The organism is Streptomyces sp. NPDC050433, from assembly GCF_044458565.1.
In the GTDB taxonomy this organism is placed as follows: Bacteria; Actinomycetota; Actinomycetes; order Streptomycetales; family Streptomycetaceae; genus Streptomyces.
Genome location: NZ_JBITIB010000063.1, coordinates 1 through 12,938, shown reverse-complemented (window position 1 = coordinate 12,938; position 12,938 = coordinate 1). Strand labels below are relative to the sequence as shown.

8 protein-coding genes are annotated in these 12,938 nt (G+C 69.5%); 1 reads left to right on the top strand and 7 read right to left on the bottom strand.

The annotated features are described in order from the left end of the window. Positions 1 to 212: 212 nt before the first annotated feature. Positions 213 to 641 carry a protein-tyrosine phosphatase family protein gene (locus tag ACIBLA_RS37450; RefSeq protein ID WP_363246552.1) on the top strand — a complete coding sequence of 143 codons (429 nt, stop codon included), beginning with the start codon at positions 213 to 215 and terminating at the stop codon, positions 639 to 641. Positions 642 to 673: 32 nt separating this feature from the next. On the opposite strand, the gene ACIBLA_RS37445 is transcribed toward ACIBLA_RS37450, so the two are convergent. From ACIBLA_RS37445 to dnaE, 7 genes are all read right to left on the bottom strand, one after another. Next, positions 674 to 3,154 (bottom strand): hypothetical protein, encoded by a 2,481-nt coding sequence (locus ACIBLA_RS37445; RefSeq protein ID WP_399201138.1) that lies wholly within the window; start codon positions 3,152 to 3,154, stop codon positions 674 to 676. 78 nt (positions 3,155 to 3,232) lie between these two features. Then, positions 3,233 to 4,996 (bottom strand): AAA family ATPase, encoded by a 1,764-nt coding sequence (locus ACIBLA_RS37440; protein ID WP_399201139.1) that lies wholly within the window; start codon positions 4,994 to 4,996, stop codon positions 3,233 to 3,235. Positions 4,997 to 5,229: 233 nt separating this feature from the next. Further along, positions 5,230 to 6,651 carry a hypothetical protein gene (locus ACIBLA_RS37435; RefSeq protein ID WP_363246550.1) on the bottom strand — a complete coding sequence of 474 codons (1,422 nt, stop codon included), beginning with the start codon at positions 6,649 to 6,651 and terminating at the stop codon, positions 5,230 to 5,232. A gap of 72 nt (positions 6,652 to 6,723) precedes the next feature. Further along, the gene (locus ACIBLA_RS37430) at positions 6,724 to 7,641 is read right to left on the bottom strand and encodes a helix-turn-helix transcriptional regulator (protein ID WP_363246549.1); all 918 of its coding nucleotides are present in this window, start codon (positions 7,639 to 7,641) and stop codon (positions 6,724 to 6,726) included. A 118-nt stretch (positions 7,642 to 7,759) separates the two neighbouring features. Then, positions 7,760 to 8,971, bottom strand: coding sequence for a S1 family peptidase (locus ACIBLA_RS37425; RefSeq protein ID WP_399201137.1), 1,212 nt, complete (start codon positions 8,969 to 8,971; stop codon positions 7,760 to 7,762). A 241-nt stretch (positions 8,972 to 9,212) separates the two neighbouring features. After that, positions 9,213 to 10,154, bottom strand: coding sequence for a hypothetical protein (locus ACIBLA_RS37420; RefSeq protein ID WP_399201136.1), 942 nt, complete (start codon positions 10,152 to 10,154; stop codon positions 9,213 to 9,215). 34 nt (positions 10,155 to 10,188) lie between these two features. Further along, positions 10,189 to 12,938 (bottom strand): DNA polymerase III subunit alpha (dnaE, locus tag ACIBLA_RS37415; RefSeq protein WP_363246546.1); only part of this gene is annotated, 2,750 nt, incomplete at its 5' end.

Genomic DNA, 12,938 nt, shown 5'->3' with positions numbered 1-12,938 from the left:
GAGCGCCGACGAAATCCTCAACTCGTTAGCGAAATATATCGCCAGGATTTCAGGCGCAGGACACTAGGTGTATTGATCACGAGCGTTGTTAACACCTGGTGGTCGGGTTGCTCAAAGGCGAAGACCTCCGGTGTGGTGGAGCTGTCTAGGACTGCACCGCACAGGAGGCCTTCGTGTCCCACCACCACCTGGCATCGCCTAACCTCGGTTCCGTGAACGCTACTTGGGACCCAACGGCGGCCGGCGTGCTGCGGCTGCCCTCCGGCCGGCTCGTACGCGGCCGGGGCCTTCGGCACCCGCTCCCGCCCGGACCGACACCGGCCTTCGCCCTCTATCTGCTGGGCAAGGAGCCGCCGGCCGTCGAGTGGGAGACCCGCTGGATCCGCTGGCCCGACTTCCGGCTCCCGACCGACCGCGCCGGGGCGGCGGAGGCACTGCGCGAGGCGCTGGAACGCTCCGGGGACGAGCGCGTCGAGGTTGCCTGCGGCGGCGGACGAGGGCGTACGGGGACGGCTCTGGCCGCTCTCGCCGTCCTGGACGGAGTGCCGAACGCCGAGGCCGTCGCGTACGTCCGCGAGCACTACTCACGGCACGCGGTCGAGACGCCGTGGCAGAAGCGCTACGTGTCGCGCTTCCCGTAGCGCTTCCGGGTGCTCCGGGTGCTCCGGGTGGCTCAGCTCACCACCGCGCCCGACGCCAGCAGCAGATCCGGCAGCGTGCCCTCGAAGTCCGGGATCAGACGCAGTGCCAGTGCCCAGCCCTCCGGGTTGGCCCCCAGGTGTTCCGCGGCGAGTGCGGCGACCTCGCGGCGGGCCTCCCGGATCTGGTCGGTGGCGGGCGAGTCGCCGGGAGCCAGCGCCGTCGCCAGGAACGCCACGGTCGCCTTCGCCGGGAAGCCGCACCGCACCACGTCGGGCAGGGTGACCTGACCGAGCTGGTGTGCCTTCTCCAGCCAGCCGCAACCACCACGGTTGTCCACCCGCAGCGGAAGCTTCCTCAGCATCTCGGACGCCGTGGGCGGCTTCCCTGTCCGGCGGGGGCGGTACTCCGGGTGCGACAGGCGCAGGGCGGCGGCGGCCGACTCCTCGGTGAACGCCTCCGGGCAGCCTTCCAGTTCGGCCAGCCGGACGAGGAGCCGGTCGTGCAGGGGCTTCGTGCCGCCGGCCGCCTCCAGTTCCGCCCACGGAATCGGACCGGGGCCGGCCTCCTCGGCGAGCAGGTCGATGGCCTTGGCCAGGTCGTCGGACTCGGGGCCGGACCCCTTGTCGGCCAGGAAGTCCGCCCGCCCCACCGGGCCCGCGGCGGCCTCGGCGGCGGACCGCAGCAGGGCCAGTCCATCCGGTTCGGACTCCGCCTCCAGCGCGGCACGCCACTTCTCCAGGGTCTTCGGCGACAGCGGGTGCTTGGCCTGCTTGCGGCCCGGGAAGTCGGTCTCGTCCAGCAACTCCCTTACCGCGTCCGGGCCGTGGCGCTCCCAGAGCCGTATCAGCATGTGCAGCTCCAGCGCGGGCGTGTGGATCTTCACCCGGGGGCTGCCGAGCAGAATCCGGCACAGCAGCGGATCGCCCGACTCGGCGCAGGCCAGCAGCCAGGGGCGTCGCGCGCTCTCCCGCAGGCCCTCGATCAGGGACTCCGTCAGCGGAAGCCGGTCGGCGGCCGGGGTGTCCGCCGAGACACCGTCCTGCCAGAGACGGCCCGACACCACATGGCGGCGCTGGGCGGGAGTGAGGTCGGTGTTGAGGAAGAGCGCGGCGTTGACCTCGGAGTCGTTGTACGGGATCAGGTCCTCGATCGTCTCGGGCCTGGTCTGCCAGCTCGACGCGATGCCCGCGAGAGCGGACGTGCCCCGCGACTGGACTATGTGTGCGCGTAGTTCGGAGGACGGCCGGTGCGAGAGCAGCAGCTGCTGGATCGCGCGCAGGTCCATGTGGTCGATGAGCGCGCGGCGCGTCGTATGGTCCGCCACGTCGTAGAGGCGCAGCCACGCCAGCCGGCCGCTCGGCAGGCCGCGGCTCGGGAATTCCGGGCCCAGTGGCTTCGGCCACGTCTTCCCATGGTGCTTCGGCGTCTCCGCGAGCGCGGCGTCGACGAGTTCGGTGACGGTGCCGGAGAACCGGGGGAGCAGCACGTACACCGCACGCCAGGGCGCGAAGTCCGACCCAAGACGGGCCACTTGGGCGGCCAGGGCGGCCTGCACCTCTTCGTTCTCGCGCGGCAGGGCGCACAGGATCCTGCGGGCCGAACCGATTTCCCGCAGGAGGCGCTCGACCGGAACGGTGCCGGAGGACAGGCCGCGGCCCAGGAGTTGAGACAGTGGATAGTCTTCGAGGCTGTTGAGCGTTGGGCTCGCCAGCATCGACCAGTGGACGGCGCCGCTGATCTGCGAGCTGTTCCAGTTGGCCTCGAAGGCGGCGAGGGCCAGCTCTTCCGGGCAGTCCGGGTGCGCCCACAGAGTCACCAGCCCCGAGTGACGGAACGGCTCGGCACGGTGCTCCGCGACCAGTACGTCCCAGTCCAGGGCGCCCGGCGTGCCCGGCAACTCGATCGAGCCGTGGAAGTTCTTGTCCCTGAAGTCCTCGACCAGTTCCTTCGTCGTCTCGGGGTGGCGTTCCCACTGGCGTCGGTCCTTCGGGGGTTTGCTGTTCGGCGCGCCGGTGGACGATGTCCCGGTGATGTCCGGGCCCTTGGCGGTCACCCGCCGCGCGACCTCCACCAGGTCGGGGAAGGGGGAGAGGAGGGCCGGTTCCAGCAGTTCCCTGCGCCGGGACGACAGCAGCTTCAACGGCAGGCTGCCCTTCGCGCGCCAGCCGGGGTCGTCGGCCGTGGCAGCCGCACCCGCCCACACCGCCGCACGCTGGGCGGGCGTGCGCTCCCAGTCCTGCTTGCCGTACAGACTCACCGCCAGCGCGGGATCACCCAGCGCGGCCAGCCGGTCGAACACCTCGCCGCGGAGCGCGGCGGACGAGACGAGCGCCGCGAGCAGCTCCGGGTCCCGCGAGGCCATCACCTCTTCCAGGAGGACCTTCGGCAACGGGGCGGAGCTGCCCAGCAGTTCGACGGTCTCCTCCCGGATCCGCGAGATCAACGCGCGGGTGAGTTCCCGGTCGGCGAGGGCGTAGGCGGCGGAGACGGCGTGGTGATCGGCGAGACGCATCGTGGTGACTCGGGCTTCCTCGAAGTGGGGTGAAAGGGGACGGGGTTCGGGGGTGGTTGAGGAGGGTCGGCTCCGGCATCAGAGCGACGACGCGGCAAGCTCCTTCATACGCGCCAGAGCACCCACCCAGTAGCTCTGCCGGGCAGCCGTCTGCCCGACCAGATACGTGGCGCGCAGCTTCGGCGGCAGATGGCGCAGCAGCCGGGCCACCACCTCACCGTGCCGCTTGAGCTGGGACAGCTCGGCGTTGGCCAGCGCCCGATGCACCACGTCCGTGTCGTTCGTCCCCTCGGAAGAGACCTCCGACGCGGCGGCCAGTCGCTTCTCCCAGAGGTCGACGTCCCGCACCAACTCCTTGAAGCCGACGACCACTTCCCGCCCGATGCCGTCCAGCCTGGCTTCGAGCGCGGTCAGCGGCACCGGGGCGAACTCGCCCTCGCCGAGGTAGATCAGGCCGGACATCAGCGGCTGGCCGGCCAGCCGCAGTTTGATCAGTCGCTCCAGCGTCCGCTTGGTGATCCAGTCGCGGCCCTCGTCGTCGATGTCGTTCTTCCACCATTCGAGGACAGTCTCCGCCACCTCGCCGTACGCGGCGATGAGCCATTCGTTCGCCGGGATGTCCTCGGGCCGCACCTCGTAACTGACCGTGAAACGGCTGGCCTGCGCCACGTTGTTCCGGCTGACCTGAAGCTTTCTGCCCAGGTGGTACGGCGGGTTCTGAAGGGCGATCTGGGCGCGCAGGCCCTCCACCGGCCGCCCGGCCAGCGACCACTCCTGAGTGATCTCCATCAGCTTGGCGAACGCGGCCTTGTCCTTGGGCCGGTTGTACTCGTCCCAGACGATCACCTTCTCGCCGGGACCCGACAGCGCGCGGGTCAGCAGCGTGTCCAGCCGCCCGTCGGGGGTGGGCACCGGCACGCACAGGTCCTCGACGTTGGTCACCGGGAGCGAGAAGTAGACCGGCTCCGCGCCGAGTTCCTCCCGGACGACGCTCTTGGTGATCTCCGTCTTGCCGCAGCCGGGCGGCCCTTGCAGGAGCACCGCCCAGTTCTCGCGCAGGGCGGTGCGCAGGATGCGGCGTACGGGATCGGACACCGTCCGAGGGTTGGCCGCGCCGACGGCTGCGGCGATGGCGTCCAGGATCTCCGCCGTACGGTCGGCCCCCTCCGTACCGTCCTTCCGCACATCACGAAGGCTCAGCCGCACCCCGCCCACCAGCGGCAGCCCCCAGCTCAGCGGCAGACCCGCGCGGGCGCAGTCCAGCAGATGCTCCAGGGTGCGCGGGGAGAGCAGGGAGCGCAGCCGGGGTGCCAGACCGGCCCAGATCCTGAAGACGTCGCCGAGGTCCCAGTCGGTGTACCGCCCGGCGAGGTTGTGGCGCCAGGCCGTGTCGTTCGCGGTGAGGCGCAGGGTGACCATGCGGTCGAGCACGGCGAGGTCGCTGCGGGCGGAGCCGGTCTCGGTCAGGGACTCGTTGTCGGAGAGGAACACACCGACGCAGCCGAGGGCCCGCAGGTCGTGTTCGCCGAGGGTCCAGTTGCAGGCGATCTGCATGAGCTGGGACTGGATCATCTCGCCGGCCTGCAACGAGTCGTCGATGAGCAGCACGAAGCGCTCACCGGGGGCGAGTTGGCTCATGATCAGCTGGGTGAGGACCAGCTCGCCCGTCCTGTCGTCGCGTACGGGGGCGTTCATCAGGAGGTCGTCGGGCGTGAGGTTGGCCGCCGGGACGAGGACGACGCGCGTGCCGGGGTGGGCCCGAGGTATGTGGCTGAGGAAGGTGGAGGTCTTGCCGATGCCGTGCTCGCCGAAGACCTGGCCGGTCTGCCCCATGGCGATCATGGCGTCGATGAACTCGGCCAGCCGCCTGCCCGGTTGGCGACCCGCCGGCCGCTTCGGGTAGGTGGCCGTGACGGGCCAGGTCGCGGTGGCCTTGGCGGGGTCGGTCTTGGTCACGGTGATGGAATCCAGTCCTCGTGCGTGCGTGTGTCGGGATGCGCGATGCTGTCGGGGTGGCCGGGCGCGCGCAGGCGCGCACCGCCGTACAAGAAGGGCGTCACAGGCGTGCCACGCGGTCAGCTGTCGCCGGTCGTCACGCGGTGGCAGGCCATGGGCGGTCTGTGGCTGTCGGGCCAGTCGTCCCCGCCGTCGGTGATCAGCCATATCCAGCTCTCCGGACGGGCGGGGGTCACATGCGGCGCGTAACCGTCGGTGACCATGATCACCGCGTCCGGCTGCACCTCGCACCGCTTGCCGCCGACCTCCAGGCGCCCCTCCACGTACTCGACGACCTTGCCGAAGTCCGTGCCGCCACCGCCCCTCACGCGCTCTCCCGCGACGAACGGCATGACCTCGCCGTCGAAGCTCAGCCAGTGCGTCTCGACTCCGTCGGTGCGGCCGATCAGCGTGACCAGCCAGTCGATCACCCGCTGGGACATGGAGCCCGACGTGTCGATGGCGACGACCACGACCTTCGTACGCTCCCTGCCGCGCCGGGACAGCATCGGGTCGTGCCCGAGCGCGAGGAGCACCGCGCCGTGCTTCCGGGGGTAGATCAGCCGCTCGCCGTCGCGGAGTTTGGAGGCGAGCGTGTCGCTCAGCCAGCGCTTCCACCACTCCACGCGGCGGGTCGGCTCCGTCTGGCCGCGCAGCGCGCCGAGGCCGATACGGCCCCACAACTTCGTGATCCGGTCGCCGGCGCCCTCGGAGCGGTCCGCGAGGTGCAGGATCTCCTCGCGCGCCGGACCCTCGCCACGCAGGGCCGCCCGCAGCACGTCCGCGAGGACGCCCTCCACGACCTGGCCCACGGTCTCCTCGTCCATGGGGAGACCGCCGATGGCCAGATGCGGGCAGACGCCGGCGCCGGCGGGCACCGGCGGGTCGCTCATGCGCTGCAACTCGCCGTAGACGGTCAAGTCGGTCTCCACGAAGGACCGGTACGACAGCGGCTTCAGGCCCTGGGCGCGCAGATCCTCCTCGTACAGGGCGTGGATCGCGTGCGGATCGATCCCGACCGGCTCCCGTCCACCGCCCGCACCCTCGATCAGTCGGGTGGGCAATGTGGCGCGCAGCCTCTGCATGACGACATGGTTGATGGAGACCTCGGCGGCCAGTGTGAACACGGGGTCCGCGCGCAGCTCCGCGTCCACGTACAGATGCCGGTGGATGAGATGGCGCGCCTCGTGGAAGAGCACGAAGCGCACACCGTCCGCGCCGATCGCCGCGAAGAACTCCGGGTTGTAGAGCAGGACGCAGCTGCCGTCGCCGGGGGCGACCACCGCCGCCGTCTCTATGGCCAGGGTGGGGATCTGCTGGTGGCACTTGGTATAGAGCCAGGAGGCGATCGCGCTCTCGCGCACGCCGAAGTCGAGCATCGCGGCTTCCTTGAGGAGCCGCCCCTTCTCCGTGATCTCCGGATCGGGCGGGTCCTCCAACAGCCGCCGCCAGTCGCGCAGTTCGGCGGCGCGCGTGGTCGTGGTCACGGACGCGTCGGTCATGGGAAAACACTAGCGGCGGGGTCTGACATCCCACTGGGCAGCGTGCCAGCCGGCACCGGCCGCCGGAGATCGTCAGACGGGCCACTCCCACGACATGCCGTGTATCCCCGCCGGGCACTTCGGCGGGAGCATGTGCGCCGAGTGCGAGACGTCCAGGGCGATCTGCCGGCTGCTGGTCATCTCCGCGCCGATGCGTTCCCGGTAGTACCGATGGCAGCTCACCGGCAGCGCGTCCGGGTGGAAGTAGACGTGCAGCAGGAACTCCCGCAGGCTCACCCGCGTACGGCGCTCGTGATACGTCGACACCTCGCGGCTCGGCGTGAGCGAGATGGTGTAGTCGGCCACCACCGTCTCGTTCTTGGCCAGTTCGCCGCCGAACAGGATCTCCGTCACGATGCTCCGCCGCTCCGGCAGGAACTCCACGCGGCCCAGCTTGCCGCACCGTACGTCGACGTCGACCGACGCCGTCGCCGGGTCGTCGATGACGTGCACGGCGGTCATCCGGCTCGCGCCGTCGCGGGTGGCGCGCAGCACCTGGTTCACGGACATCTGCCGTATGCAGCGCTCCTCGTCCAGGTGGACCGTCTCGTGGATGACCAGCGAGGTGACGTCCTCGTTGAAGCGCGCGAACTCCGCGCCGAGGGCCTGTTCCACGTCCGAGTTCTCGCCGAAGACGCGGTGCGAGGCGGACAGGTCGAGCAGTTCCGATGTCGTACGGCCGCGCGGCCGGCCGGGGCGCAGCAGGGAACGGAGGGCGCCCTCGGGCAGCGCGAGGATGTCCTCCAGCGCGTCCACGGCGCGCAGGGACTGCGCACGCTCGGGCTGGCTGCGTCCGCGCTGCCAGTAACTGAGGGTGGCGAGGCTGACGCCGATGCCTCGGGCTTCGAGCCGGTCGCGTACGCGCTCCAGGGACAGACCTCGACGGCGCAGGGCGTCACGGAAGACGTCGGCGAACGTCACTTCCGCGTCTCCGGCGACACTCGCGTCCATGGCCCGCTCCCCTCGTGTTCCCTGGCCCGATGGTATGCGGACGACGAAAGCCGCCCACCGGTACGGGTGGGCGGCTCCGCCGCGTCTCTCCGGGGGCATCGGAGAGCGGGGAAATGGATCAGTTGGTGTTGAGAGTCAGCCCGTAGTAGGAGAGCGCGTCGGTGAGCGGCTGGAAGTACGAGGAGCCACGGCCGTTCACGCCGGTGCAGTTCTGGCCGATCGGGCCGCCGGAGGTCATGCCCTGGGCCTGGTTGCCCGCGATGTACGCGCCGCCGCTGTCGCCGCCCTCGGTGCAGACGGTGGAGCTGCCGAGGCCGGTGACGACCGTGTCGGGACCGCCGTTGGCGTCCGTGTAGGTGACGGTGACGTTGTACGAGCCCACGGTGCCGCAGGTCCAGCCGGTGGTCTGGCCGGACTTGCACATCGCCGCACCCTGCGCCGCGCGCGTGCCGCCCCGGACCGCCACGTTCCCGGCCTGGCCGTGCGTGGTGACCTGCGTGCCTATGGAGTCCTCGGCGTCGACCGCCGCTATGCCCATGTCCACGCTGCGCGTGCCGACGGCGAAGCGCGAGTTCGTGCCCTTGGCGAACTTGACGTTGTTGTACGCAAGGTCCGGCAGGTCCTCGATGCAGTGCCCGGCGGTCACCAGATACTGCTTGCCCGCGGCGTCACGCGCGCCGAAACCGACCGAGCAGATGTAGCCGTTGAACGTCATCCGGCTGCCCGGCGGCACCACGGCCTGGGTCTCCAGACGCTCCTGGCCACGGATGACGCGGACGGCGTCGCCGTGCTTGCTCGCGGCCTTGATGAACGAACGGGCGGCGGCGCCGCTGTCGTTGCTGACCTCCACCGTGACGGTGTCGGCCGCGAGGTCGACCGACCACGACGAGACGCCCGCGGGCGCCTGCTCGGCGGCCTTCGCGTCCAGCTCGCTCTTGATCAGGTCCAGGGCTGACTTGCCGTGCTCGGGTACGCGGGCGGTGAGGCCGGCGTCCTCCACGCGGGCGGCGGATCTCGCGTCCGGCGCGTTCACCGTGAGCGTGCCCGCCTTGGTGAAGAAGGCGCCGTCCGTCTTGATGCCCTGCTTGTTCACGTCGGCCAACTCGCGCTGCTGCGCGGCCTCGTGGTCGAACCGGTCGACGGCCGCCTGCTCGCTGCTGCCGAGGGTCTCGGCGAGCGCCGCGACCATCTCGGGCTGGTACCGGGGCGCCTGGGCCGTGGCGGAGGCCGTCGCGGAGGCCGGGTCGGCTGCCTGGGCGCCGGTCACGGCGGAGGCCGAGAGCAGGACGCCGGTGACGGCGGCGACGAGATACTTCCGGGAAACCTGCACGGTGCTTCCTCTCGGTATCGGAACAGCGCCGAACGGCGGCACGCCGAATCTCCGGCAGAACAGGGCTGCTTGACGCGCGCGTTCGTGGGTGGGCGCTTGTCCGGCGACGTGGATGGGGGGTGTGTGGGGCTGGTGTGGGGCGTCGCGGGATGAACTCTCGCTGAACGCTCCCTTTCCGGACAAGGCCTGGCCAGGGAGGTATTTTCAACAGAGTTGCGGAAAACTGTTGAGGCCCGGCCGCCTACGACGAGGCGGCGGAAGGGGAGGGGGCGGAGGCGGCGGAACTGGTGATCGCCAGAACGGCACCGCTCTGGTTGCTGCCCTTCAGCTCCACGGTGACGACGGTGTCGCCGCTCCGGCCGAAGGTCCCCCGCGCGCCCTCGGCGGAGAGGTTCACCCTGACCTCGCCGCCCGACGGGTAGGAGTGGCGCACCGTGACCTTCCGGCCCTCGCGGGTCACGTCCAGCGTCAGATCACGGACCTTGATCTCCACGGACGGCTTCGTGACCCGCACCTCGCACACCCCGTCGGCACAGGCGGCGACGGACGCGCCGTCGGCAGCGGGGGGCAGCGGCGGCCGGGGCCGCTCGGGCTTGGGGTCTCTCGACGCGACACAGCGCCGTGAGTTGAACGCCCGCTCGAACCCCACGTCCTTCCACACCAGGTCGTGCATACCGGGACTCGGTTCCTTGATCGCCGCCACCAGCGCGCTGACGCGTTCGGCGCGGCCGGCCTTCTCCGACGGGGAGAGGTCGGCGAGGTCGTCGCCATCGGTCAGTTCCATGACCTCGGGACGAACGCGGTCGACCTGCTTGGCGTAGCCGGCCCAAAAACGCTCCGTGTCGGGGATCCGGGTCAGTGAATCGACCGCGTCGAGCCCCCGCGCGATGTTCTCCAGGGCCGCCGGGGCCGACTTGAGGTAGGTGTCGGCGGCCTGCCTTGCGCCGTCCTCTCTCAGTGTCTTCAGGGATGCCACGCTCTCGCACATCCCACCGGCCCAGTCCGCCAACTGCCGGTTCTGGAGACGCATCGCGTGGGACTCGGAGTCGTCGTCCGCGCGGTCGTCCTGGCCGCCGTCGTCCGTGTCCGCCATGAGCGCGACCCCGCCCACGGCCACCACCAGCCCGGCCGCCATCAGCCCCATCTCCCGGCGCCGACGGTTGCCAACCGCCCACCTGCGCATACGAGTTCCCCGCCCCCCGGCCCCCACCCCGCTGTCAGAAGGAGCGTAACGGCACGGCTCCGCCGACCTGTTCGGAAGCCGGGGATCTCCGTGTCACCACGACCGCCGCCTTCAGGTCCGCCCAGAACTCGGGGGTGACGGCGACTGCGTAGCCCAGCCGGTAGACGGTGGTCGTGGCCCGCCGCCGTACGCGCAGCCGTACCTCCGTCGGGCCCGGATGCGCCTTCAGGATCTCCTTGAGCTGGCGGACCGACTCGGGCGTGACGTGCGACTCGTGCATGTCGAGCCGTACGGGCGCGTGCGCGCCGACATCGCTCAGGTCGGGGACCCGCATCTCCGTCGCGACGAGACGCGGGACGTCCTCGCGTTTGTCGAGGCGGCCCTTGACGAAGACGACGGTGTCCTCGACCAGTTGGGTGGAGACCAGCTGATACGTCGCGGGGAAGAACATGCAGTCGATGGACCCGGCCAGGTCCTCGACGGTGGCGATCGCCCAGGCGTTGCCCTGTTTGGTCATCTTCCGCTGGAGTCCGGAGATGATGCCGCCGATCGTGACCACCGCGCCGTCGGCGTGCTCGCCGCCGGTGAGCTGCGAGATCGCCGCGTCCGACCGCTCGGAGAGGATGTGCTCGATACCGAGGAGCGGGTGGTCGGAGACGTAGAGCCCGAGCATTTCCCGTTCCTGCGCGAGCAGATACGACTTGTCCCATTCGATGTCGGAGAATTCGACGTCGAGCCCGAAGCCCGACCGCTCGGGTTCGTCGTCCCCTCCGAAGAGGTCGAACTGCCCTTCCGCCTCCTTCCGTTTGATCTGTACGACGTTGTCGATCATCGGCTCGTGCTGTGCGGCCAAGCCCTTCCGCGTATGCCCCATCTCGTCGAAGGCGCCCGCCTTGATGAGGGATTCGACGGTTCGCTTGTTGCAGACGACCGCCTCCACCTTGTCGAGGAAGTCGGGGAAGGTGGCGTACTTCCCCTTCGTCTTCCGTGACCGGATGATCGAATCGACCACGTTCGTACCGACGTTCCGGACGGCCGTCAGTCCGAAGAGAATCACGTCGTCGCCCTGCGCGGCGAAATTCGCCACCGACTCGTTCACGTTCGGTGGCAGCACCTTGATGCCCATCCGCCGGCACTCGTTGAGATAGACCGCCGACTTGTCCTTGTCGTCCCGTACGGAGGTGAGCAGCGCGGCCATGTACTCGGCCGGGTGGTTCGCCTTGAGATACGCCGTCCAGTACGAGACCAACGCGTAGGCCGCCGCGTGCGCCTTGTTGTACGCGTATCCGGCGAACGGCACCAGTACGTCCCACACCGCTCGCACCGCCTCGTCCGAATAGCCGCGCTCCCGGCAGCCGTCGCGGAACGGGACGAACTCCTTGTCCAGGACCTCTTTCTTCTTCTTGCCCATGGCCCGGCGCAACAGGTCCGCCTGCCCGAGCGTGTAGCCGGCCAGCACCTGCGCGGCCTTCTGCACCTGTTCCTGGTAGACGACCAGGCCGTAGGTGATCCCGAGTACGTCCTTGAGCGGCTGCGCCAACTCCGGGTGGATCGGGGTGATTTCCTGCTGCTTGTTCTTGCGGAGGGCGTAGTTCGTGTGTGAGTTCATGCCCATGGGGCCCGGCCGGTAGAGCGCGGTGACGGCGGTGATGTCCTCGAAATGGTCGGGCTTCATCAGCCGCAGCAGCGAGCGCATCGCGTTTCCGTCGAACTGGAAGACGCCGAGGGTGTCGCCCCGCCCGAGGAGTTCGAAGGTGCGGCGGTCGTCGAGCGGGAGCGACAGCAGCTCCAGATCGATGCCCTTGTTGGTGCCGACCATTTTGACGGCGTCGTCCATGATGGTCAGATTCCGCAGACCCAGGAAGTCCATCTTCAGCAGGCCGAGCGATTCACAACTCGGGTAGTCCCACTGCGTGATGGTGACGCCGTCGGTGTGCCTGACCCAGACGGGGACATGGTCGGTGATCGTCTCGCTGGACATGATCACGCCGGCCGCGTGCACACCCATCTGCCGCACCAGGCCCTCGACACCCTTTGCCGTGTCGATGACCTTCCGTACGTCCGCCTCGTTCTCGTACATCGCCCGGATCTCGCCGGCCTCGTCGTAGCGGGGGTGCTCGGGGTCGGTGATGCCGGAGAGTTCGATGCCTTTCCCACCGACATCGACGGGCATCGCCTTCGTCAGCCGGTCGCCCATGGCGTACGGGTAACCCAGCACACGGGCCGAGTCCTTGATGGCGTTCTTCGCCTTGATCTTGCCGTAGGTGCCGATCATGGCGACCTTGTCCGCGCCGTACTTCTCCGTCACATACCGGATCACTTCCACCCGCCTGCGCTCGTCGAAATCGATGTCGACGTCCGGCATCGACACACGCTCGGGATTGAGGAACCGCTCGAAGATCAGACCGTGTTCGATCGGGTCGAGGTCGGTGATGCCCATCGCGTACGAGACGAGTGACCCGGCGGCCGAGCCTCGGCCGGGGCCGACGGCGATGCCGTTGTTCTTGGCCCACATGATGAAGTCCGCGACGACCAGGAAGTACGCCGGGAATCCCATCTCGATGATGATGCCCATCTCGTACTCGGCCTGCCGGCGATACTGCTCGCGCACCCCGCCCGGAAAGCGGGTGAGCAGGCCGCGGGCGACTTCCTCGCGGAACCAGGTGACTTCGGTGAAGCCCTCCGGAACGTCGAACTTCGGCATCAGGTTCCGCTCCTGGAACCAGCCCTCCGTATCGATCTGTTCCGCCACCAGAAGGGTGTTCGCGCACCCCTCCTGCCACG